Below are 24,382 nucleotides of genomic sequence, written 5' to 3'. Positions count from 1 at the left end.
TTTTTTGATTGATGGAAAGCATATGGTTTCTCAGGTAAATGATTTTCGTTCGGCAGCGGCGGGTGCCAGTCACCAGCAGCAGGTAATTGCCAGACCTGCCCAAAAAACAGCTGCACTACCTGATAATAAGCAGCCGGACCCATTGCGCCTGTCGCAAACCCTCACCCCCGAGCATACCCGCCAGCACAGCTTGATCCAGCGAGCTCAGCACAAGGTGGCGGCTTCCCGGGTGGCGGAGACCAGCCTTAACGATATTGGCAAGAACCTTGCCCAGCTCAGCAAGCGGGTCGAGTTTGCCATGCGTGCTGGTAGCGCTTCACCAAAAATCGCCGGTGAGATTGAGCAATTGGCTAGCCGGATGGAGCAACGCTTGCAGCAGGCCAGCTATAAAGAGCAGCCGGTGCTAAGCCGCCAGCTCAAACCGGTTTTCCATGGTGAGCCGCGTACCGCATTTCAAATCCGCGGGCTGGACACCAAGCGCAGCAGCCCTCGTGACGAAACCCTGATCTTCAATCTTGCCAAGGGCGGCGCCAATGCCGTGCCGGTCAAGCTCGGTGCCAATACCACTCCGGAGCAGCAGGCGGTGCAGTTTCGCCAGGCGCTCAATGAGCACGGCATCGGGGTTGCGCTCAACAAGCAACGCCAACTGGTGTTCTCGGCCAATGAAGCCGACTGGCAACACCTGTCACAAAAAATGCGGGTCGTCGGTCAGGGGGATCGTTTTCCGGCCGGGCAGCCAAACCGGGTCAAGCTTGAGACCACGGAGAGCCGGTTCGAGCCGCTGACCTGGCAAACAGACAAAGAGCAGCTGCGCCAGACACTGGTGAAAAGCCAGCAGATGATGAAACAGATCAAGGCCAGTATCCAAGAGCTCAAAGTACATAACCAAGATGTGATGCAGCGGATTGATACCATCAACCAGCGTAACCACTATTTGAATGAGCAGGTGCTGGGCAGTATTGAGACCGACTTGTCGCGGATATTGCCAAAAGGCGACAGTTTCAGCTCGGCCTTCCAAAACCTCAAGGCCCAGGCCAACGTCCACCGCCAAACCGTGGTATCCTTGCTGAGCCAGTAAAGGCTTGGCAGGTAAAGGGTTAGCGGGTAAAGGCTCAGTCAGTAAAAGCTGAGCCCGCACTCGCAGATTCAGTTATCACTGGGCAACGAAAGGAATGAGCATGCTGTCACCGATCTCTGCGGCAATTAACAAATTACTGCGTATTGAGCCCCAGCAGCTCAAAGCCGATCAATTTACCCCGCCACTGCCGCAGGGCGCCAAGCAAGGTGCCAGCCAGCAGCCTTCGAGCTCCGCATCGCCCCTCCAGATTTTGCCACAAGCCCAGTGGCAAGTAGTCCGTATGTTGGCCAGTTCATCCGCGATGGTGTTGAGCCACACTGCGGCATATAGTGCGCCTCCCTTGCAATCGTCCAGCTTCCGTCTGACCGGCGGGGAAGGGGAGCTGCAAGTACGTGTCCAGGTTGAAGGCCTGCCCCAGATCCTCCGTTGGCAGGTTAGCCAAGGGGAGGTGCAACAGCTTAGCTCCACCTTGCCCGCGGGACTATCGTTAGCCCTGCTGCCTACCGTTGACCAAGGCTGGCGCCTGGTCGCCAAGGGCTTTTTGCACCATGAACCGCTGCAGCTACTGTGGTTACCGTATGACAATAGTGCTAACGCAGGGGCTGGCGTGGATACGGCGCTCTCGCTCAAGATATGGTTGCGCACCGGTCTGATTATCACGGTTATCGTTTTCTCCCTGTGCTACTGGTTGTTTTAAGACTTATCTTGCCAGCAAAGACTTTTTTCCTTTCTTAGGTTTAATCCTGCCTATTGCCTATTGCCTATTGCCTATTGCCTATTGCCTATTGCCTATTTTCTTTCTTTTAAATTTAAGAAAAATTAATTTTCGTCGTTGGTGAAAAAACACTAAAAAATTATCAATTGCCAGTTTAAGGAGCAGGTTTAGGTGTCGTTTTATAGAGGTGTAGACACTAATACAGAATAATCCACAGAGGGCAATACCATGCTATCGATTCATACTAATTACACATCTCTAATTACTCAGAACAACCTGAACAAAACATCTGGTGCAATGGATAACGCGATGCAGCGTATCTCAACCGGTTTCCGCATTAACTCAGCGGCTGACGATGCAGCGGGTCTACAGATTGCCACTCGCCTACAGTCTCAGGTTAACGGCCTAGGTGTAGCTCAGCGCAACTCGCAAGATGCTATCTCTATGATGCAAACTGCAGAAGGTGCCTTCGACGAGATTACCAACATCACTCACCGTATGAAGGACCTGGCGACTCAGGCTGCTAACGGTACTAACGGTGCTGATGAGCTAGATGCAATGGATGCCGAATACCAGCAGCTAGCCAGTGAGCTACAGAGCATTATCGACAACACTGAGTTTGGCGCAGGTAACAAGCTGTTTGAACAGACAGACGGTTTGTTCCGTGGTGATGTATCTTTCCAGATTGGTGCAACAACTGACGAAAAACTTACCGTGAGCATCGGCGGTGCATTGGGTGACATCGATAATGCGATTGCTGGTATGGGCGGTCTTGACTCTACAAACGGTGATGCAGATGCTGCGATGAATGCTGCAGATACACTACTTTCAGCGGTCGGTGCTGTTCGCTCAGAGCTAGGTGCCAACATCAACCGTCTAGAGCACACAATTGTGAACCTTGGCAACATGGCGGAAAACACAGAAATGTCGAAAGGCCGCATCATGGATACTGACTACGCGGTTGAGTCTTCAAACATGATGAAGAACCAGATGCTGACGCAGATGAGCATGTCTATGCTATCTCAGGCGAACGGCATGTCTGGCATGGTAATGAGCCTAGTAGGTTAATTCTTTTCAGAATTCATACTGCAATCAAACCACTCCACATAATAGTGAAAGCCGCAGCATTAGCTGCGGCTTTTTTTATTTTTGCGTAGGATTTAGGTTATTGGTGTTTATATTTACTTTCCCGTTTATTAAATAGCCAATAGCCAATAGCCAATAGCCAATAGCCAATAGCCAATAGCCAATAGCCAATAGCCAATAGCCAATAGCCAATTAAGAAAAACCAATATTTGTCGCTTAATACAATTATATAGCCCGTTTTTCAATAGGGGCGGAAGCTTTGGAAATAAAATACTTCCGCTGGCGGAAGTAAAAATTCCGCCCTAAATACCGCAAGAGCATTTAACCGATCGCTGTTGGCTATTTAGCCAGCAAATTAATAATTTTATCGACACGAATTAGCAGAATATTACTTAATTAAAAGTTGGAATAGTTTTTGCTGATAACTGGTGAGTTGAGGAGAACAATAATGTCGATGATGGATCCCGCTTCAATGGCAATGCAAATGGTGATGATGCAACGCCAGCCATTTGATATCCAATATGCGAACCAACAAAAAATGTACCAGGCGCAATTAGATGCCTGGAAAGATATTGATTCTGCATTCAGCAGCTTTTCATCGGCGCTGGATCGAATGAACAAGGCCGACAGCAGCTTTGTCAAAAACAGCGCAACCACCAGTGAAGACGGTTACATCAATGCCTCGGCCAGTAACTTTGCCCGCCATGGCAGCTATGACCTGTTCGTCAAGCAGTTGGCTACGGCGCAACAGGAAGCGTTTACCCTGAAAGGGGACGAACTGCCAACCGACGGTGTGATCACCATTGAGGTGCCGGGGAGCGAGCCTATCGAGGTTGATTTTGCGACCTTCAATGCCGATGGCGACAAGGACCTCCATGACCTGGCTGATTACATCAATGAGTTTGACGAGGGTGTTTCCGCCTCGGTAGTACGCTCCGGCGATGAGGTCAGTTTGGTACTGAGCAGCAGCGAAACCGGCGAAGAGCATGCATTCAGCGTCACGGCGGATCAAGCTGTGACCGATTATTTTAAGCCGCCGCAGGTGCTGAGCACCGCCCAGGATGCCATTGTCATGCTCGGCGGTGAAGATGGACTGGAAATTCGCAGCAGCAACAACACCATTGATGACGCTATCTATGGTGTGACGCTGGAGCTCACCAAGGCCCATGAACCGGGCGATAAGCCATTGACCCTGGTCATTGGCAGCGATGAATCGGCCTCGAAAGAAGCGGTGCAGGAGTTCGTCGATGCCTATAACGACTTAGTCAATACCATCCTCAAGCACACCATGAGTGATTACAAGCTTGAGCAGGATGAGGATGACAAGAGCGGTGATGATGACGATGACGACAAAGATGACAGTAGCGTCAAGATCACCGAGGCCGGCGCGCTAGCCAGTGACTCTACCGCCCGTGGCCTTAAAAACATGCTCAACAGCGTGACCCGAGGCCAGTTCGATGAAGGCACCTTGTACAGTATCGGGATCGAGGCTAACCGTGACGGCACACTGAAAATCGACAGTGCCCGTTTTGAAAAAGCATTGAAAGAGACACCGGAAAAAATCGATGCCATTTTCTTGGGGGACAACGGGGTGCTGACGGCATTGGAAACCGCGATTGAACCCTATACCGGCTCATCCAATTCGGGCAGCAACCTGCTGAAAAGCCGCCAGGATACCCTGCAGGGCAATATCGACCGGGTTGACGAGAAAAAAGAGCGACTCGATCACCGGATGGAAAAGACCTACAACCGCTACTTGCGCCAATATACCGCGATGCAGCAGACCATGTCGCAGATGCAGTCGACTGGCTCCATGTTTATGTTTTAGAGGAATAGATAATGTTAATGGATGATTCTGGCTTCGATGCGTACCAGCAGGTCGAAGTGGAAGCGCAAGCGGCTGCGGCCAGCCCTTACCAGCTGGTGCTGATGCTGATCGACGGCTTTATGGACAACCTGACTCGTGCAGAGGGCCATATGGCGGCCAACCGATTGAAGGAAAGAGGTGAAGCCATTGGTAAGTGCATCGATATCATCGGTGGCCTTAACAGCGCGCTCGATATGCGCCAAGGCGGGGAGCTTGCCCAGCAGATGAACCAGCTGTATGACTTTTGCAGCATGCGCTTGTTCGAAGCCAGTGTCCATAACGATGCCGGAAAGCTGGGAGAGGTACGCACCGTGATGGGCAATATCCAACAAGGTTGGCATAACTTTGGAGTGGCCCATGATGCTTAACAACACCCAGGTTCGCCAGCTTACCGTCCAGCTCAACCAAAGCTACAAGCGCAAGGAGTGGCAGACGGTCCGCAAGATAGACAAGGAGATCTACAGCATGCTGGCTGAGCTCAAGCAGCAGCCGGCCCTAGCCGAATCGCTTCGCCGCGATATTCTACAGCTCAAGAAAGTGCATCTGGCGGCCATGTCGGCCTGCGAGATAGAAAAAGCCCACCTCGGCCAGATGCTGGCCAAGTTCCAGAGCCAGCGAGAAGGTGTCTCTGAGTACCAGCAGGTCGAGATGGCCGGAGGTTTTATCCGATGAGCCAACTCTCGATACCGCCATCAATGCCCCAAGGCCGCGCCAGTGCCGCCTCTGCCTTGCCGGCCCCGGCGCAAAACGGGGCCAGCGGCGATTGGTTAGACAGCTTTGCCGTGTTGCTGGGGCTAGGGGCCGAGCAAGGGGCTGAAAGCACCATGGCCGAAGAGGCCAATCGCTACTGGTTTGATCTCTATGATCAGCTCAAGGGGCTGGCCGAGGGCGAGGAGTGGGTGTTCAGCAGCGCCCACCCGTTCATCGAACAGCTGCCGCCGGAAGGCCAGTTCCGCCTGTTCAACATCACCAATGCGCTGAGCAGTGATGTCCGCGAGCAGTTGCTTGGCATGATGCGCCGCGCCGACGGTATGCACAGTGCATCGGTACAGCTGGGTCAGGCACAGCCGGCCATCCCGCATTATCTGGCCGCAAATGGCACGGCCCAGGGTGAGTCGCTGTCGTTTGAGCAGGCGATCGAGCGGGTGATTTCCAATGCGATGACACCGGTCAGGCAGGAAATGACCAACCCTGTGCTGTTGCAGCAGCTGACTCAGGCCAATGGCTTTACCACCCTATCGCTGCAAGAGGCGACCCACGGAGCCTCGGCCTCAGAGCCAACGCTAACCCATTCGCCGTCCCGGGCGGAATGGGCTCCTGTCAAAATGGCGGAAAACCAGCAGCAATGGGGCCAGCAACTGGTCTCGGTCCTCAAAGAGCGGGTGCAGATGCACCTTAACCAAGATGTCCAGCATGCCCGTATCCGTCTCGACCCGCCGCATCTTGGCAGCCTGGAGCTGTCGGTCAAAATGGAAAACAACAAGATCCAAGTTCATATCGCTGCCGCCGATCCGGCCTTGCGTGAAGCTGCCCAGCAGGGGGCCGAGCGTTTGCGCGCGGAGCTTGAAGGCAAGCAGCTTGCAGGTGCCATGGTCGATGTCGATGTGAGTGACCACTCTGAGCAGCAAGCGTCTGAACAGGCAGCGGATATGTCACTGGCCATGCAGCCTGTGATCGACGAGTCCGATTGGCATGCGTCGCAAGATCTCTTTTCAAAGGCGGACCAATACCGTCTCACTCGTATGGTGTAAGGAATAAATAATAATGGCTAGAACAAACGTAATGAGCGCGAAAGTGATTTTAGCAGCACTTGCCGCTTCGGTGCTTATTGCTCTCTCATCAATTGCAACTTACGCATTCATCGTCAACGACCAATCTGCCGAGTTCAGTGTTTTTACCCGTAGCAACGAACAAGCTCGTGCCCATTTTATGAACTTGGACAAGTTTGTGATCACTATTGATGGCGAGGAGCGCACCCATTATCTGATGCTTGAGCTGGCGCTGAAGACCAACTCCTCCAAAGCCCATGATCAGCTGATTGAGTACAAGCCGCTGGCTCGCAATGTGCTGCTCAAAATGTTTAGTCAAAGCACTTTTGAAGAGCTGCGCCAGATGGATGACATTGACCGCCTGCAAAAACAGGTGTTAGGAAAGCTTCGCCAGGCGATGGCCATAAATGGATACGCCTATCAGATTGAAGAAGTGCTGTTTACCAAGGTCGTGCTGCAATAAAGGAACGGAATCATGTTAGAAGCACAGCAGTTACCTTTCGAGGATGAGTATGCCCAGTGGCAAACACAGCCTTCGCAAAACAATGAAGAGCAGATCTTGCGCCAGCACTTGGGGTTGGTAAAGCGTATTGTCCAGCAGCTTCATCACCATGCCTCGGGGTGTATGGGAATTGATGATATGGAGCAAATCGGCTTGCTCGGGTTGCTAGAGGCCGTGCGTCGGTATGGCGAGATGGATGACAACTTCCGCTATTTTGCCGCCCGCCGGGTTCGGGGCGCGATTTTAGACGAGCTCCGCCGTCGAGACTGGCGTCCGCGCCAATTACGCCAGCAGGTGCATGAGCTGAATAAGGTGACCAAGCTGCTAACCAAACAGCTCAAGCGTCAGCCTAGCGAGCATGAGTTGGCCGAGACATTGAAGATCAGCCTGGATGAATGCCACCGCTTGCTATACGCCGCTCAGGCGGAAGAGCTATATAGCTTGGAGCAGCTGTTTGAGTCGGACAGTGCCAGCGTCGATTTTGGCGAGAATGACAGCAACCTTCAGCATTTGATCAATGATGATTTGCTCAAGCATGTGCTGTCCCAGCTACCAAAGCGCGAACAGCTTATCTTGGATTTTTACTACCAGAAAGAGCTCAGTCTAAAGGAGATCGCCATTGTGGTCGGCCTGAGCGAAGCGAGGATCTGCCAGCTTCATAAGCAGGCAATCAAACAAATGAACGCCATGATTAAGAGCTTGTTGTAGGAGAAAGGTTATGCAAAAAATTATCGGTGTCTTAATCATTATCGTCTGTGTGTTCGGCGGCTTTGTGCTGGCTGGCGGGTATCTCGGCACCATGTGGCAGCCGGCTGAGCTGATGATTATCCTGGGGGCGGGTGCCGGTGCGCTGGCGATTGGTAACCCTCACCATGTGATTGTTGATATGTGGCACCAGGCCCGAGGGGTGGTGGCCAAACGTGATGAGCGCAAGCTCTACCGTGAATTGCTGTCGCTGATGTACCACTTGCTTGAGCAGGTCCGCCAAAACGGTATGCGGGTGCTTGATGAGCATATTGAAGAGCCGCACCAGAGCAGCCTGTTTCTAAGCTACCCGGAAGTGCTGGAGTATCCGAAGCTGGTGACCTTTATCACCGATAACTTCCGCTTGATGGCGATGGGTAAAATCACGGCCCATGAACTGGAGGGCATGCTGGAGCTTGAGCTCGAGTCCATAGAGGCTGATCTGATGGAGCCGTCTCATTCCATGCACCGTATTGCCGAGGCGATGCCGGGCTTCGGTATCTTGGCCGCGGTGATGGGGATTGTGATCACCATGACCAATATTGACGGTGACATGGCGCAGATCGGGATCAGTGTGGCCCATGCCTTGGTCGGTACCTTCCTTGGTATCTTCTTCTGTTACTGTGTCTTTGACCCACTGAGCTCGGCAATGGGTAACCAGGTCAAGCGTGAGCTGTCGGCATTCGAGTGTGTCAAAGCCATGATGGTGAGCTATACCGCGGGCAAGCCGGCGTTGGTTGCGGCTGATGCCGGCCGTAAATTGATCCTGCTCGATGTCAAACCAACCTTTGCTGAAATGGAAGGCTGGGTAACGCAGCAGGTGTTCCAATGATAAAGAGCAATACTGCTGATACGGTCATCATCAAAAAGCGCCGCGGCCGCGACAAGGAGGCGCGCCATGGTGGGGCATGGAAAGTGGCCTTTGCCGATTTTACATTGGCAATGATGGCTTTTTTCATGGTGATGTGGGTGCTGCAGGTGACCACGGAGGATGAAAAACAGCGGATCGTTGGCCGTCTCAGCGGCCAGCAGCAGCTGCTGCCATATGATGAAATGTTCGAGGAAAACAGCCCGTTCTTGGTTGACTTCGGAGGCCGGGCGTTGCCCGGTCTGCAGAGCCAGCAGCCGAGTAACCCGCGTAACCTGGGCAACTCGCTGACCATCAATGTGGTCGATGGCGATGGCAACAATTTTGGCGGATTAGGAGAAGAGGGGCCGTCGTTGGTTCCGGGGCGTTATGAAACCCATGAGCAGATGGTGGTGCTGGGGCAGTATCTCAAAGATGTCAGTGAATTCCTCTCTGCCGGTAACCAGTTAACGGTTGAAGTTGTCCCTCAGGGCCTTCGGGTATTGGTTAACGACGATAATCAGAAGCCGATGTTCAAACTGGGGGGCGCAGAGCTCACCCCGTTTTTCGAAGATTTGCTGTTGGCCATCGCTCCGACGTTTGCCACGATTGAAAACCCGATCATGATTTCCGGTCATGCTGATGCCAGTGGCTTTAGCCGCCATTCATCGGGCAATAACTGGGTTCTGTCAGGCCAGCGCGCCCAGCGGGCCAGGGAAGTGCTGGAGTTCGGGGGAATGCCAAGCAAGCGTGTGGCCCAGGTAACGGCCATGTCCGATACCATGCTGCTCGATGAAGATGCACCCTATTCCCATTTGAATCGTCGGATTGAGATTTTGGTGTTAACGTCTGATACCGAAGAGCAACTGCAAATGCTATTTGGCCGCGACAATGGTGAATCGCCAATGGAAGCTGCTAAACAGGCAGCTTACGATAACCAACCTGTCGGCTAACCAAGTTCCAACGTCAGCGTGCTAGGTGACGGCTAAAAACCTGTCCATTAACTATGGGCAGGTTTTTTTTATATTCGGTACGAGAGGGAATGACTAATTGCATTAATCAGTGCTTGTGGAGCGATATCAGCGAGGTGATTGTTTATTGGTATGGGTGGGTCGAGTGGGGTGAGTGGTTAGCGAAGGGGGCTGATACATTATCAGCCCCCTGTTTAGCGATTTAAGCCATTCGAAACGAGTTTGTTACTCAAAGCCGTAGGCTTATATCTTTTAACCGTTATTAAATCATCAGGGTTGAAGATACAACACCGATCAGGCCCGCACTCGCCAGTGCGGTAACGGCTTTTTCAGCCATTTTGCCATTGCTTTCAGCAGCCTTGCCGAACATTGCGAAAACAAACGGGTGCACCAGGAAGGTCATGGCAAAAGTAAAGGTGATCAGGCTTGCTGCCGCCGAGCCGAACATACCTTCTTGTACCGCGGCGAACAGGCCGAAGTGGGACAGGCCAGAAGCCGCAGACATTGATGCATGCTCAAGTGACATACCGGCAACGCTCAGCAGCGTAAAGCTGCCGAATACCGCCATGATCTGCCAGCCAAGCGAGAATAGCATCAAGCCTTTGACTTCAGTCTTCTCACAGCCGTTAGCTGCGCGTAGGCTCTTCAAGGCAAGGAAGACGAAGGTGGTACCTGCAAGCAGGAGCGGCAGTGTCCAACCGACCATGAGTGAGCCACGCTCGGCACTGGCAGCCAGAATTGTGAAGACGAAGATATGGCCGGCAAACGGGATGTTAATCATAATCGGTGCCCGGGAAGCCGCTGTTCGGCCGAAGTCGCCAGCCGTACAGGCTCCAGTTAGACCCGAGTGAGACAGACCACCTGCCAGACCCGGTGCCAGGTTACGGATATGGTTGGATTTACCGACGAAGATCAACAGGGCCAGGCCGCCAAACATCCAGAAGATCTGGCCAGAGAAGCCATAAACGATAACACTTTGCAGGCCTGGGATGCCAAAGGCTTCAACCATATGAGAGCCGCCAACCAGGAAGCTACCGGCCAGTACTAGAGGGATACCGGCAAATAGCAGTGCATTCATTGTTGGGCCATGCTTCCATTTCGGTAATACTGCGCCCAGCCCAGAAGACAGGATCATCGCAAAGAAGATTTGCGGTAGGCCGATGACCGACGATACAACATTTGACAGCCATAGCGAGGTATTTAACACCACGATAATCGCCACCACTTCGAACAGGCCCTTGCGGATGTACTGGCCTTTGTTCGAGATCACGGCTTTGCGGTCAACAAGGATGAACGCCAGTGCCAAGCAGATGTAGGAGAGCAGAAGGAAAGAGTCACCCAGAGCGAAGTCTGTGGTACGGTCAGAAATCAGCACATCAGCCGTCTGGATACCAATCAGCAGTAGGAAGGCACGGATAATATAAGTCAGCTGCGTGCTGCTGGTGCCCAACACCACTTCCTGCGAAGACGGGGAGAAGAAATCACATTCTTCATCAAAGTCTTTCTTCGACAGCAGGCGGCGGATTTCCTGTCCACCAACGAAGAAGGAGGCGATCAATGCAATCACGGTTGTCTGGCCAATCAGGGCCACAACAGGGAACTGTTCCAGCCCCGGCGTTGCCATGTCGCTGTGTACCAATAGTGAGCCTAACGCGAGGCCAAATACAACGATAACCAATAGTGATGAATACTTCGTCCCTGCGACCAGGGTACGGGCAACCAATACCATTATTGTTAAGGCGGCTATTGCAATAACAAAATGGTTAAAAGCATAAAGATGGGAAACTTGTTCCATTATAACTCCAAAAACTCTTTCGAACTGCTCACAGGTGCACCTCATGCCTTGGCACATGACGTTCCAATGCTGGGTTTAAGCTGGCTGTGGGCGAGTGACTTGTCCGTTACTGATTAGGTAACAACCTGTGGGGCAACATTTTTTGCAACTGGCGTTGGTGTCGCCGCATCATTGAAGAGGGCGCGAAGGGCTTTCAACACTTCTTGGCGGGATACGACTCCTACATATTTACCGTTATCCAATATCGGTAGAATTTGTGGCTTGTTAACCTTGATTGATTTGGCACGCTCTTCGAGCGACAAGGTTGTCATTTGCGTTGCATAGCCCATCGCCGTTGTCGGGTATAGCTGATCTTTGTCCAGAGCCAGATACTCAAGAGCATCGGTCAGGCGATCTTCAATATCCATAGTGACCAAATCGGTTTTCATTAGGTTGCCTACTGTGACGTCGTCATCTGGCAGGTAGTCTTGGCACCACATTTCCACCATGATGTCATGAGCAGATAAAAAGCCGACTAGCTGGCCGCTGGCATCACAAACCGGCGCACCGTTGATGTGGTTTTTTGACAATACATCGATAGCCGAAGGCAAACTGGTTTCTATACCCAAGGTTGGGGCTTGCGTATTTACAATGTCTCTCACTGTAAGTAATGCGCTCATAACAATCTCCTTAAATCAAAATCAACACTGTTGCAGTAACTCGCCAAGAACCATGGAAAATGGCCCCTTAAGCTGTTGACGGAAATGTTACTCAGCACCGGGTCATTAGTAAAATTGATTTTATTTAGGTTGTCATTCAGTTTATCTGATACTTTGTTTAAAAGTATTTCAGGAAGTGTCCTCAAAAAACTGAATCAATTTAGGTTATATGAGGGCGAATTAAGTGAGATTGCTGATTTTTTCGCCAGCATTGAACTGGTATCGAATATCGTATTTGGCAGTATGGTGTATCAATATTATTGATTATACCTTGACTGTTAAATAATTAAAACTTAACTAGAATATTATCCTTGAAGTAACGGGATATTAAAGATGTCATATTGCTAGGTATTTACTTACAGTTTTTCAATAGCAGAGCAAGATATAGACGTTAATGTGCATACGGTTTACATTACCCGGCTGTTAAAACTTGATACAATATTGCTTGAGTTTATCCATTAATCAGATTTATTGATTGGCAAAAATACCAAAGTGACTTGGTATAAGTCCTATCTATCGGTGTTAAGCCCCTGTTGTATATCTAGGAGTAAAAGTGCGTTATTCGTTGAAACAGTTATCAGTGTTTGATGCGGTTGCTGAGTTGGGCAGTGTTAGCCAAGCGGCGGAAAGGTTGGGGGTCACCCAGTCTGCTGCAAGTATGTCTCTCAGCCAATTAGAGAAACTGCTAGGTCGAGATCTCTTCGTACGCCAGGGTAAAGACATGCGCTTGAGCCACTGGGGCAACTGGTTGCGCCCGAAAGCCCGGCGCTTGTTGCAAGATGCCGAGCAGATCGAGGCGGGTTTTTACGATCAGCACCTTTTTAGCGGCAGTATCACAATTGGTGCGAGCCAAACACCGGCTGAACATTTGGTGCCGGAGCTTATCAGTATTCTTGATACAGACTTTCCTGAAGTTAGAACCGGATTGGAAGTAAAAAGTAGCCAGGGGGTTATCGAGGGGGTACTGAACTACAAGTATGACATCGGCATTATCGAAGGCCGTTGTGATGATAATCGTACTCATCAGGAAGAGTGGTGCCGGGATCACTTGGTTGTTGTCAGTTCGTCCCATCACCCTTTTGCCAAGAATTCCCGAGTCAGCCTGGCACAGTTGGAGCAGGCGCAGTGGGTACTGCGTGAGGGCGGAGCGGGGACGCGGGCGATTTTCGAAAGCGCGATGGTACCGTTGATCCCCGATTTGGATGTGTGGCGAGAGTATTCCCATGTGCCGGTGATCCGAACCATGGTGGCGAATGGCAATTACCTTACGTGCTTGCCGTATTTGGATGTGGCCCCACATATTGAGCGTGGCGAATTGGCGGCATTGAATGTGCCTGAATTAAAAATGGATCGGGCCATTTCGTTTATTTGGCGTAAGGAAATGGGGGATCACCCGCTGTTGGAGTGTATCAAGCGTGAAGGGCACCGAATGATGAAGAACCACAAACTCAGATCTTCATGAGGCAGCGATTCCGTCTTTCTAGTTAGGAAGCATCGTATGGCAGAGCAGGCTTGTTAAGCCATATGCCATTAGTTTCAATTTTCCTGATGATATGCATCTAATTAACTAATAGATTAATAAGGGGCGGCAATGCCGGCTTCGCGGTTAGCGTGAGGGGCACACAGGATTGTTACTGCGTTTTCACTGTCAAGTGCCTGGAATATGAGTTTTGTTGCTTAAATACACAAAAGGAGAGCTTCGGCTCTCCTTTATAGTATCTATGACAAAAGCTGATATTAATAAATCACTTTCGCCTGGGTATAGCTGCTGATGATTTCTTTGACTTTTTCCATCACTTCCTTCGATGGTGGTTTGACACCTGTCAGTGGGTAATCAAAGCCCATCGCTTCCCATTTGTGCTCGCCCAGCTGGTGGTACGGCAGCAGCTCGACTTTCTCGATGTTGTCCATGTCTTTGATAAAGTCACCCAGTAGGTGGGCAGAACGCTCGTCATCGGTAAAGCCAGGAACCACCACATAGCGGATCCAGGTTTTCTGGCCGCGCTGATGCAGGTAGCGAGCAAAGTCCAGCACGCGCTTGTTCGGCACACCGACCAGGTTTTGGTGGATACTGTCATCAAGTTGTTTCAGATCGAGCATGACCAAGTCGGCAGCATCCAGCACCTCATCAACCACATCAGTGTGTTTGCGGATATAGCCGTTGGTATCAAGGCAAGTATGGATCCCTTCCGCTTGAGCGGCACGGAAGAAGTCACGGACAAACTCTGGCTGCATCATGGCTTCGCCGCCTGATGCGGTGACACCGCCACCAGAAGAGTTCATGAAGAAACGGTAGGATTTGGCTTCATTAATCAGCTCTTCAACGGTGATTTCCTTGCCGCCATGTAGATCCCAAGTATCTCGGTTGTGGCAATACTGGCAGCGCATGAGGCAGCCTTGCATGAAGACGATGAAACGAATACCGGGACCGTCGACAGTACCACAGGACTCAAAAGAGTGGATTCGACCTTTTAGTGACATTACTTTGCTTCTCCGCTTGGGGGCGTGTTTTGCTTGTTATTTTATTACAAAATGGACGGGCAAAGTAGTTAAAAAAGCATCTAAATCGTAAGGATACTACTGGTTGTATGACTGAGCGGCTGCGGAGATGCCTTTGCTGGGGGAGAAAATATAGCGGAACGCGGCAATAAAAAAGCCGACCTACAAAGGCCGGCTTTTCTTCTCATTGCCTATGACGGCAATGGCTAACTAAGACTCTAAATTATAGAGACTCAGTGAAAGTACGAGCGATAACGTCTTTCTGCTGTTCAGCAGTTAGAGAGTTAAAGCGTACAGCGTAACCAGATACACGGATAGTTAGCTGAGGGTACTTCTCTGGGTGCTTAACTGCGTCTTCTAGAGTTTCACGGTTAAGAACGTTAACGTTCAGGTGCTGACCACCTTCGATGCCAGCTTCGTGGTGGAAGTAACCATCCATTAGGCCTGCAAGGTTAGAACGCTGAGTATCCTGCTCTTTACCTAGTGCGTTAGGTACGATAGAGAAGGTGTAAGAGATACCGTCTTTCGCATCAGCAAATGGTAGTTTACCTACTGAAGTTAGAGACGCTACCGCACCTTTCTCGTCACGGCCGTGCATTGGGTTAGCACCTGGTGCGAATGGAGCACCTGCTTGACGACCGTCAGGCGTGTTACCAGTCTTCTTACCGTATACCACGTTTGAAGTGATAGTAAGGATAGACTGAGTAGGAACCGCATCACGGTAAGTCTTAAGCTTACGGATCTTGTTCATGAAGCTAGTAACAAGCTCACAAGCGATGTCATCAACGCGAGCGTCGTTGTTACCGAACTTCGGATAGTCGCCTTCGATTTCGAAGTCGATTGCGATGTTGTCTTCGTCACGTACTGGCTTAACTTTAGCGTACTTGATAGCAGCTAGTGAGTCAGCAGCAACAGAAAGACCAGCGATACCACAAGCCATAGTACGGCGAACATCACGGTCATGTAGAGCCATAAGCGCTGCTTCGTAGCTGTACTTGTCGTGAGAGTAGTGGATTGCGTTTAGTGCAGTCACGTACTGCTTAGCTAGCCAGTCCATGAAGCTGTCTAGGCCAGCGTAAACTTTGTCGAAGTCTAGCACTTCGTCCATCATTGGCTCAGTCTTAGGACCAACCTGTAGCTTAAGTTTCTCATCCACACCGCCGTTGATAACGTATAGAAGCGTCTTAGCAAGGTTTGCACGAGCACCGAAGAACTGCATGTGCTTACCGATAACCATTGGCGATACACAACAAGCGATAGCGTAGTCATCGTTGTTGAAGTCAGGACGCATTAGGTCGTCGTTTTCGTACTGGATAGAAGAAGTATCGATAGATACTTTCGCACAGAAACGCTTGAAGCCGTCAGGTAGCTGCTCAGACCATAGAACAGTGATGTTCGGCTCTGGAGAAGGACCCATAGTGTATAGCGTGTTTAGGAAACGGAAGTTAGTACGCGTTACTAGCGTACGGCCGTCAACACCCATACCACCCATAGATTCTGTTGCCCAGATTGGGTCGCCAGAGAATAGCTCATCGTACTCAGGAGTACGTAGGAAACGAACCATACGTAGTTTCATTACGAAGTGGTCGATCATTTCCTGAGCTTCAACCTCAGTGATCTTACCAGCCGCGATATCACGCTCAACGTAGATATCTAGGAAAGTAGACGTACGGCCTAGAGACATTGCCGCGCCGTTCTGAGATTTAACCGCTGCTAGGTAGCCGAAGTATAGCCACTGGATAGCTTCTTTCGCGTCAGTTGCAGGATTAGAAATGTCGAAGCCGTATTTAGCTGCCATTTCTTTCATCTGACCTAGTGCACGGTGCTGCTCTTGAAGCTCTTCACGAAGCTGCATAGTCATCTGAAGATCTTCGCCAGACTCTAGCTTAGCTTGAGTAGAGTGGAACTGAGCAACTTTTTCCTTCATTAGGAAGTCGATACCGTACAGTGCAACACGACGGTAGTCACCGATGATACGACCACGGCCGTATGCATCTGGAAGGCCAGTTAGAACACCAGATTTACGACACTTAAGGATGTCTGGAGAGTAAACGTCGAAAACGCCTTGGTTGTGCGTTTTACGGTACTCAGAGTAGATCTTAGAAACCTGTGGGTCTAGAGTACGGCCGTAAGCTTTACAAGAACCTTCGATCATGCGCACGCCGCCGTTAGGCATGATTGCACGCTTAAGCGGAGCTTCAGTCTGAAGACCAACGATAGTCTCTAGATCTTTGTTGATGTAACCTGCGTCGTGAGCAGTGATGGTAGAGATAAGAGAAGTATCGAAATCAACAGGAGCGTGAGTGCTGTTTTCCTGCTTGATACCTTCCATTACCTGATCCCAAAGCTTGTTAGTTGCCTCAGTACCTTCAGTAACTAGGAAAGACTCATCACCCTCATATGGAGTGTAGTTTTTCTGGATAAAGTCGCGAACGTTTACTTCGTTCTGCCATTCGCCTTCAGCGAACCCTTCCCAAGCTTTAGCAAATTGCTCTGCCATGACATACCTACCTTTTTAGTAGAAAAAACACGTACTGCGGTGACTGTTGAGCCAGCCTCACCAAACGGTGAACAGTACACTTTATATAAACAATAATACGGATAACCAAAAAACGTGTCAGGATAGCGATGTTTTGATTATTCGTATTAGTGCTAAAAACACTAATTGATAGGGCAGTGCACGCACTGCCCTTAAGTCGTTCTTACAGTAGTGCTGGAATGCCGTACTGGCCCTCAAGCATACCTACTGCCAGCATCGCAACCAAACAAATGATTAGTGCGCCCGCCGGAATGACGATTTTATCGACAACAGACAGCTTAGCTGCACGTTCTTTGTTACCGATTAGGCCGTTGTTATCCAGCAGCATGGTCAGTGCCCAAGCTAGAACTGGGTTAGCAACGATAGCTGCAAATACACAGATACCAGCAGCTTGTGAATCTTTGGTGTCTTTCACCATCTGCACACCCGCTTCAAGCAGCGGTAGGAATACACCTACAAGCAGTGCGATACGCATCACTGGTGGCCATACTGCTACGTCCATCGGGAAACCAAGGATCGCTACGATGATACAGAAAGTACCTAGTAGGATCGCACCCGCAGGAATCGGACGCTTGGCAATACCCGCTGGGATAATGTAAGTACCCCAAGATGACGTGATGTTACAACCACCAACCGCGGTACCTACCATCTGGCGAAGCGAACACGTTGTCATGGTGTCATCAACGTCCATCAGAACGCGGTCAGTGCCTTTCGGGTAGTTCAGCTCCTGGAAGATACGGTGACCCAGGAAGTCTGGTGACCACATTGCTACCGCAAGAATTGCGAACGGTAGAGAAGCAATGAAGTGCTCAACACCAGGAAGACCAAGCATCCAACCTTGCTCTGTGCTACCCCACCAGTAAACTGGGTTTAGGTTAGGCAAACCTGTCTCGGTTTCGAATACTAGGTCAAAGCCCGCACCAAGTGCAAGTGAAACTACCAAGCCGGTTACCGCACAAGCAGGGATCGCCAGCCAGCGCTTGTTCACTTTGGCAAGGTAAGCATAGAGAATGATGTTTACCGCCAGAACCACCAAGCCGATGTAGCCCAAGCTACCTTTTGCGACGTCAGCACTTTCAAGACCCACAGCCCAAGACTGGATGTCGCCAATCTGGCTCATTGCCCCGGTAAAGCCGAGGAAGATAAGCAGACCACCGGCCACACCTTCACTGGTGAGGTTGACCAGTTTCGAGCCCCCTTTGAAGTAGCTCAGCAATAGGCCGAACACACCAATCAGGATAGCCAGCGCCAGTGGGTGAGCACCTGCCAGTGCAATGGTACCGATCAACGGGATCATTGGACCGTGGTTACCCGCCAGGTTGGCACGTGGGTTAAAGAAGCCCGAGGCAAGAATACAGAAAAGAAGTGCTGGGATGAGCATCTCTACACGGGCAACTTCGATAGCGAAGGTTTTGCCCAGCTCAACGTGATCCCAAGCGGCAGTCAGGCCATCAGCCCATGACATAGCAACTGATGAGTACATCGCGATAATAGCAATCGTACCCGCTAGTGCCGGAACCAAATCTTCAAGCTCAAAACGGAAGTCACGGCCTGGAAGGTTAAGCTTCCAGCGGCGTGGCTTCATGATTTTCAGCTCATGATCAAGATAGTCTGAGCGACTAGCGAAGTCAGATGCAGGGCGGTGCAGCTCCTGATAACTTCTTTCTTGTGATGACATAAGTGCCTCGTTCTACATTTAAGATAATTTTTATTTATATGCTGGTTGAAATTCACTCAACATATCTGCATTTCATCGAAATTTAAGCCAAGCAGTTGTTAAGTGTAATTTAATTTCACCAAATTTGGCTGCAGTGTACCGCTTGTCCACTTTTATTGAATTGATCTCGATCACTCTCACTAAAATTTTGTAAGAAAAAAACCAAAAAAAATTGAGCGCAAAGTACAATTGTTGCTAAATATGAAAGAAACTTTATAACAAAAGTAAATTTGTGAAATGTGTGCTTGGCCGGTTATTGGTCTTTATGTAATTGTTTTTAGTGTGGTTTTAATTCTGACGTGCGGATATTGCGGGCTACAGTCGGATTACCTAAAAAGTAGCAGGCACGTAACAGCAATTTGAAGATTGTATTCAACTTTTTTTGAATGATTGGCGAGTCAGGAAGGGCGGCAAGCTTGTAAACAAAGTACAAAACAGCCCAGGTTGAAGGTGACCAACCTGGGCGATTACTGGCGGGAATTAGCGTTGTTCGGCTTTCTTAGCCACTTGCAGCTTTTGGTAAGACTGCAGCAGTTGCTGATGAGCAGGGAACTGGCTCATGGTGAGATCACCAGCTGTCAGGCCGTAGAAATGAATATTGCCTTCAATCGCCCCCCAGGCGGCTGCGACAGTATCGTTGCCAAATGTACGCTCGAAGTCCGCTTTGCACGTTGTCGGATCACGCTCTTCGTCCAGCGCCAGCTCTAAACTGTCGACGAGGCAGCGGAAAAAGTTTAGGCGCTCGGCACTATAGGTTGCGGCGTTGTATGCCACGCTCCAGTTGGCGAACTCCAGAGCCAGCTCGAGATCGCCGCCTGCTAAAGCAATTAGACCTTTAAGCTCACCGACACGAAGGGTTTGCCAGGCATCCCCGGCCTGAACTTCCATGCCAAGTAGTTTGTGCAGCAGGGTATCGTCATCGAACTCTTCTTCGACAATGTGGAACATCTCTGCGTACTGCTCGGCATCCCACTCAATGGCAGGTAGCGCCAACAACACCTCTCGCAGCTCCAGGGCAGCGTTGTTGTTGGCTTCAATCAGATCTTCTACCGGGGTAATCTCAGACCAGCCTGGGACGATGATGCGGCAGCAATTCACGCCCAGATGATCATAATCCGCGATGTAGGCGTCGGCCCCCGCGGCCTGCAACAGCCCCATCAAATGGTTGAACTGTGCTTCAGAGGTGTCGCTGAGATCCCATGCTGCGGGCTCCATTTCTGATTCACTATCAAGCTGGGCTGAAGCGATGAGGCCCGTTGACTCGGCCAATTGAATTTCTGGTGTGAAGTCTTCGTTGGCGCCTTCGCTTTGCAAAGAGGGGCTCAGTAGTGCTTTGAGATCATCAATACTCTGGCCCTGAACAAGTTCAGTGACCGCGCGCTCGAGGGCAATTTCAAACGATGGATGAGCCGCGAAAGAAGCAAAATGCATGTTGCAGCCTTGGAGGCCCAGGGCTACGCAGACCACTGGGTATTTACCGCCAAGAGATGCGTCATAGCCATTGACGCTAAAGCCGTGCGCCTTAAGGGCATCAAACGACTCTTTAATCGACGCTGAGTGGTTGAGTCTGCGCTCAGGAAGTGCCGGCAGGTCAATTGACTGGGCCAAGATGCGGTGCTTGATATGGCGCTCAATGATCTCGCACAGGGCGTGGGTGCGGGCTTCGAATAGGGTGTTACCCGCGGCGATACCGTTGGATACATACAGGTTGCCAATGATATTCACTGGCATGTTGATAACTTGCTTGTCACTCTGGCGCTCAAACGGCAGGGTGCAGATCCCGCGTGCCATGTTGCTTGATTGCAGATCGATCAAATCGGTACCCAGTAACTCAAGGGTCGGATCGTAAAACTGGGTTAGGCGCTCGTCCAGGATCGCTTCCGGTGGCAGATTTTCCTCAAGATCAATCGGGAACCATTGTTCATTTGGGTAATGAACAAACTCGCCGTTTGCGACGGCTGCTCCCAAGTAGTGGTTGGCATAAAAGTCATTGGTTGCCAAACGCTCTAAGTGCTTACCCAGCGCCGATGCCAGTGCAGCTTGTTGGGTTGTTCCCTTGCCAATGGTGACGTTCATCGGTGCATCGATATCTTGAACCTGTACAGACCAGACATTCGGGATCGGGTTGTGCCACGAAGCATTGTCAATGCTGCTTAGATTAAAACCAAACGCTTTTAGTTGGGTTTGGAAGCGTTCGATGGTGTCTTCCAGCGCGGCGTTTTTTCCGGGGATTTGTGTTTTCATGATCGATCTCGTCACATGACAGGAGTGTGAATGGCGCGAAGTATAACTAATAATACAGCGGATGCCTAAATGTGGGCGAAATCAAGAACCAGAAACATTTTGTCGATATTTTGACCGCAATCCCACCTTGCGCGGACGAGCAGTGAAAGTAGTCACAGTTATTCCTTACTGCTTGTAGCAGAATGAATTGGTCAGATGAGATCCAACTACCTAAAAATTCTGGCATAAAATAGAGATTCACTACTTTTGTCGGTGGACGTTCGTCTGTGCAGATAAAAGTAGATGAAGTCAAAGAGGGATACGATGAAAGCAACAATAGCATCAAATATCGACGTGCTGCGTGATGACTATATTGCCGCAGTGAAGCGTTTGGTGGCGATTCCCAGTGTCTACCAGGAAGATGATAGCGGTAAGCCGTTTGGTAAGCCGATAGATGACTGCCTGGACGAAACACTGCGGCTATGCCACGACTTGGGGTTTGCTATCTATAAGGACCACAAAGGGTATTACGGCTATGCCGAAATTGGTGATGGCGAACAAATGATAGGCGTGTTGGGCCATTTGGATGTGGTGCCAACCGGAGAGTTGTCGGCTTGGCACTCGGAGCCATTTAGCCCGGAGATCCGAGATGGCCGACTTTACGGGCGGGGAACCCAAGACGACAAAGGGCCAACCTTAGCCGCGATTTTTGCGGTCAAAGCCTTGCTCGATAGCGGTGTGGTACTCAATAAGCGCATCCGCTTTATCTTCGGTACTGATGAAGAAACCCTGTGGCGCTGTATTGATCGTTACTTAGAAATAGAAGAAGTACCAAGCTGTGGGTTTACCCCAGATTCTGCCTTCCCGTTAATCCATGCAGAAAAAATGCTGATCCAGTCCTGGCTGCACGGCCCGGGCGATAACGTGCTGTCGCTGGCGTGCGGCGGCGCCCTCAATGCCGTACCCGAGTTGGCTAAATATGAAGGGCCGCTCTGGGAAGAGCTCGCCTCGCAGCTCGATAAGCTGGGTTATGACTTTACCGCCGAAGATGCCGAAGTCACGGTGTTTGGCAAGGCAGCCCACTCAGCAGCCAGCGATATCAAAGGTGTCAATGCAATAGCGCGACTGTGCCTAGCACTGCGCCAGATTGGAGTGACCCATCCTGCCATTAAATTTGTGGCCGAGCAGGTCGGGGAGGATGCCAATGCCAAAGAGATTTTCGGCCCGGTGGCAGATGTCAGTGGCCGATTGACCTTCAATGTTGCCCAGCTAGAGATCAATGAGCAGGCAAGCAAGCTCGGGATTGATATCCGGGTACCGGTGACTTTCGAAAAAGCCGACTTTGATAATGATATTCAGGCCGTGGCTGAGCAGTATGGGCTGCGCTACGAGGAATTTGATGTGCTACCTTCCTTGTATATGCCTGCAGAAAGCCCGGTGATCCAAACCCTGATGAGTGCCTATCAAGAAATCAGCGGGGATATGGACAGCGAGCCGATGACATCCGGTGGGGCAACCTATGCCCGTGCAATCCCAAACTGCGTGGCTTATGGGGCAATTTTCCCCGGCCGCGACAAGGTTGAGCACATGCCGAATGAATATTTGATTATTGATGACATGCTCAAAGCAATGAATGTGTATGCCAACGCGATTTATCAGCTGCAGGGAGTAGAGCTATGACCACGACTACAGAGGCTGGCAAAATGAAACGATCTTTCAAAATGCCGACTGTTTACACCATTCTTTTTTCCATTATTGCCCTTGTGGCCTTGCTGACCTGGATCATGCCTGCAGGTAAATATGACTACCTGGTCAATGGCACGGATGTGGTGATCCCGGCGGCGGAAGTGCTGGATTACGACGGCGGTGAGCGGCTGCTGCCTATTCCCGGCACCTACCAGGAGCTGGAGTCCTCGCCGCAGGGGGTAATTGATATCCTGATGGCACCGATCAAGGGCTTCCACAAGGCTGTCGATGTGGCGCTGTTCGTCTTGGTGATCGGTGGTTTCCTTGCCGTGACCATGCGCACCGGCGCGATGGACTCGGGCGTGGCGGCGATTGTACGCAAGTTTCGCGGCCGCGAGCAGATGATGATCCCGGTGTTGATCACCTTGTTCGCCCTGGGTGGCTCCACTTACGGGATGGCCGAAGAAACCGTGGCATTCTGGGCGGTGATCCTGCCGGTGATGGCGGTGGCGGGGTATGATCGCATGGTGGCTGCAGGGATCATCCTGTTGGGCTCCGGTGTCGGGGTACTGGCCTCGACCGTCAACCCATTTGCAACCGGTATCGCGTCCGGCTTTGCTGGCCTGCCAATCGGTGATGGTATTGTGCTCCGTGTTATCCAGCTGGCTATCTTGATTGTACTGGCTTCTTGGTACGTGATGCGCTACGCCTCGAAGGTCAAAGCGGATAAAGCCAATTCGGTATTGGCGGATATCGAGTTCGACGATGAGTTTTCCCACGTCAATGAGGATACCGGCGAGTTCACCACCAAGCAGAAATGGACCATGGGGATCTTCTTCGGTGCCTTCCTGGTGATGATCTACGGTGTTATTCCATGGGAAGACATGGGGATCACCGCGATTCCAACCCTGTGGTGGTGGTTTGATGAGCTGTCGACCCTGTTCTTGGCCGCAGCCATCTTGATTGCGGTGATCAACCGCATGCACGAAGGCGAATTCATCAAGACTTTCATTGAAGGGGCCAAAGATCTGATTGGTGTTGCATTGGTCGTCGCGGTTGCCCGTGGTATCTATGTCGTGATGGATAACGGTGTGATCATCGATACTATCCTCAATTGGGCTGAGGGTGTGGTAACCGGCCTGTCTTCTGGTGTGTTTGTGGTCGTGACCTACTTCGTCCATATCGTGCTCAGCTTTTTCATCCCATCCACCTCGGGCTTGGCGACCGTGTCAATGCCACTGATGGCACCGCTGGCGGACTTCTCGGGGATCGGCCGTGATCTGATCATTACCGCTTACCAGTCAGCAAGTGGTTGGATCAACATCTTCGCCCCAACCGCCGGTCACCTGGTTGCCGGTTTGGCATTGGCGAAAATCCCTTACGAGCGTTTCCTGAAATGGGTGATGCCGTTTGTGATTATGGTATTGGTTGTGACCGTAGTGTTGCTGTTTGCCGGTGCCGCCATGGTGTAATGAGCGTTAACTGTTCAACCTAAAGGAAAGCGAGCCTGTGGGCTCGCTTTTTTATTGGTGCGCCGAGCATGGCGTTGTTCTAGGAGGTGAAAGTCCTCTACGGGCTCAGTCGAGCGAGAACCGTTAGCCTATGCAAGGGTGTCCACCGTGAGGTGGGATCTGAAGGAAGCAAAC

The 24,382-nt window shown here is 50.9% G+C and carries 20 protein-coding genes; 14 read left to right on the top strand and 6 right to left on the bottom strand.

The window, feature by feature from the left end; genetic code table 11:
• Positions 1-22: 22 nt before the first annotated feature.
• From C9J03_RS21085 to C9J03_RS21035, 11 genes are all read left to right on the top strand, one after another.
• The gene (locus tag C9J03_RS21085) at positions 23-1,078 is read left to right on the top strand and encodes a hypothetical protein (RefSeq protein ID WP_044622696.1); all 1,056 of its coding nucleotides are present in this window, start codon (positions 23-25) and stop codon (positions 1,076-1,078) included.
• 100 nt (positions 1,079-1,178) lie between these two features.
• Positions 1,179-1,775, top strand: coding sequence for a hypothetical protein (locus C9J03_RS21080; protein WP_044622697.1), 597 nt, complete (start codon positions 1,179-1,181; stop codon positions 1,773-1,775).
• A 246-nt stretch (positions 1,776-2,021) separates the two neighbouring features.
• The gene (gene lafA / locus C9J03_RS21075; protein ID WP_044622698.1) at positions 2,022-2,861 is read left to right on the top strand and encodes a lateral flagellin LafA; all 840 of its coding nucleotides are present in this window, start codon (positions 2,022-2,024) and stop codon (positions 2,859-2,861) included.
• Between the two features lie 466 nt (positions 2,862-3,327).
• A complete protein-coding gene (gene fliD / locus C9J03_RS21070; RefSeq protein WP_044622699.1) occupies positions 3,328-4,707 on the top strand; it encodes a flagellar filament capping protein FliD in 1,380 nt (459 codons plus the stop codon).
• An 11-nt stretch (positions 4,708-4,718) separates the two neighbouring features.
• Positions 4,719-5,114 carry a flagellar export chaperone FliS gene (gene fliS / locus C9J03_RS21065; RefSeq protein WP_044622700.1) on the top strand — a complete coding sequence of 132 codons (396 nt, stop codon included), beginning with the start codon at positions 4,719-4,721 and terminating at the stop codon, positions 5,112-5,114.
• The gene (locus C9J03_RS21060; protein ID WP_039463581.1) at positions 5,104-5,418 is read left to right on the top strand and encodes a hypothetical protein; all 315 of its coding nucleotides are present in this window, start codon (positions 5,104-5,106) and stop codon (positions 5,416-5,418) included. The genes fliS and C9J03_RS21060 overlap by 11 nt, the downstream gene beginning before the upstream one ends.
• A complete protein-coding gene (locus C9J03_RS21055; RefSeq protein WP_052829723.1) occupies positions 5,415-6,497 on the top strand; it encodes a flagellar hook-length control protein FliK in 1,083 nt (360 codons plus the stop codon). Before C9J03_RS21060 ends, C9J03_RS21055 begins: the two co-directional genes overlap by 4 nt.
• A gap of 13 nt (positions 6,498-6,510) precedes the next feature.
• The gene (locus C9J03_RS21050; RefSeq protein WP_082008579.1) at positions 6,511-6,978 is read left to right on the top strand and encodes a flagellar basal body-associated FliL family protein; all 468 of its coding nucleotides are present in this window, start codon (positions 6,511-6,513) and stop codon (positions 6,976-6,978) included.
• A gap of 12 nt (positions 6,979-6,990) precedes the next feature.
• Entirely contained in the window at positions 6,991-7,725 is a 735-nt protein-coding gene (gene fliA / locus C9J03_RS21045; RefSeq protein ID WP_044622701.1) for an RNA polymerase sigma factor FliA, read from the top strand.
• A gap of 10 nt (positions 7,726-7,735) precedes the next feature.
• Positions 7,736-8,593 (top strand): flagellar motor stator protein MotA, encoded by an 858-nt coding sequence (gene motA, locus C9J03_RS21040; RefSeq protein WP_044622702.1) that lies wholly within the window; start codon positions 7,736-7,738, stop codon positions 8,591-8,593.
• Positions 8,590-9,561 carry a flagellar motor protein MotB gene (locus C9J03_RS21035; protein WP_044622703.1) on the top strand — a complete coding sequence of 324 codons (972 nt, stop codon included), beginning with the start codon at positions 8,590-8,592 and terminating at the stop codon, positions 9,559-9,561. Before motA ends, C9J03_RS21035 begins: the two co-directional genes overlap by 4 nt.
• A 280-nt stretch (positions 9,562-9,841) precedes the next feature.
• Here the strand turns inward: C9J03_RS21035 and C9J03_RS21030 are convergent, their stop codons facing one another.
• Together C9J03_RS21030 and C9J03_RS21025 are read right to left on the bottom strand one after the other, a co-directional pair.
• On the bottom strand, positions 9,842-11,374 hold the full coding sequence (locus C9J03_RS21030; RefSeq protein WP_044622704.1) for a hypothetical protein: 1,533 nt from the start codon (positions 11,372-11,374) through the stop codon (positions 9,842-9,844).
• Between the two features lie 113 nt (positions 11,375-11,487).
• Positions 11,488-12,033 (bottom strand): CBS domain-containing protein, encoded by a 546-nt coding sequence (locus tag C9J03_RS21025; protein WP_039463566.1) that lies wholly within the window; start codon positions 12,031-12,033, stop codon positions 11,488-11,490.
• A 592-nt stretch (positions 12,034-12,625) separates the two neighbouring features.
• On the opposite strand from C9J03_RS21025, the gene C9J03_RS21015 reads away from it, so the two are divergent.
• A complete protein-coding gene (locus tag C9J03_RS21015) occupies positions 12,626-13,534 on the top strand; it encodes a LysR substrate-binding domain-containing protein (protein WP_039463562.1) in 909 nt (302 codons plus the stop codon).
• 275 nt (positions 13,535-13,809) lie between these two features.
• Here the strand turns inward: C9J03_RS21015 and pflA are convergent, their stop codons facing one another.
• From pflA to C9J03_RS20995, 4 genes are all read right to left on the bottom strand, one after another.
• Positions 13,810-14,553, bottom strand: coding sequence for a pyruvate formate lyase 1-activating protein (gene pflA / locus C9J03_RS21010; RefSeq protein WP_039463560.1), 744 nt, complete (start codon positions 14,551-14,553; stop codon positions 13,810-13,812).
• Positions 14,554-14,794: 241 nt separating this feature from the next.
• Positions 14,795-17,071, bottom strand: coding sequence for a formate C-acetyltransferase (gene pflB, locus C9J03_RS21005; RefSeq protein ID WP_039463557.1), 2,277 nt, complete (start codon positions 17,069-17,071; stop codon positions 14,795-14,797).
• A gap of 202 nt (positions 17,072-17,273) precedes the next feature.
• Positions 17,274-18,788 (bottom strand): DUF3360 family protein, encoded by a 1,515-nt coding sequence (locus tag C9J03_RS21000; protein WP_044622706.1) that lies wholly within the window; start codon positions 18,786-18,788, stop codon positions 17,274-17,276.
• A 519-nt stretch (positions 18,789-19,307) separates the two neighbouring features.
• Entirely contained in the window at positions 19,308-21,071 is a 1,764-nt protein-coding gene (locus C9J03_RS20995) for a 30S ribosomal protein S12 methylthiotransferase accessory factor YcaO (protein ID WP_044622707.1), read from the bottom strand.
• Positions 21,072-21,374: 303 nt separating this feature from the next.
• On the opposite strand from C9J03_RS20995, the gene C9J03_RS20990 reads away from it, so the two are divergent.
• Entirely contained in the window at positions 21,375-22,730 is a 1,356-nt protein-coding gene (locus C9J03_RS20990) for a M20 family metallopeptidase (RefSeq protein WP_044622708.1), read from the top strand.
• A complete protein-coding gene (locus tag C9J03_RS20985; RefSeq protein WP_039463549.1) occupies positions 22,727-24,208 on the top strand; it encodes a YfcC family protein in 1,482 nt (493 codons plus the stop codon). Before C9J03_RS20990 ends, C9J03_RS20985 begins: the two co-directional genes overlap by 4 nt.
• Positions 24,209-24,382: the final 174 nt, after the last annotated feature.

Source organism: Photobacterium gaetbulicola (genome assembly GCF_003025515.1).
Classification (GTDB): domain Bacteria; phylum Pseudomonadota; class Gammaproteobacteria; order Enterobacterales; family Vibrionaceae; genus Photobacterium; species Photobacterium gaetbulicola.
The sequence above is the reverse complement of the archived record's forward strand: the minus strand, read 5'-3'. Positions and strand labels throughout refer to the sequence as shown.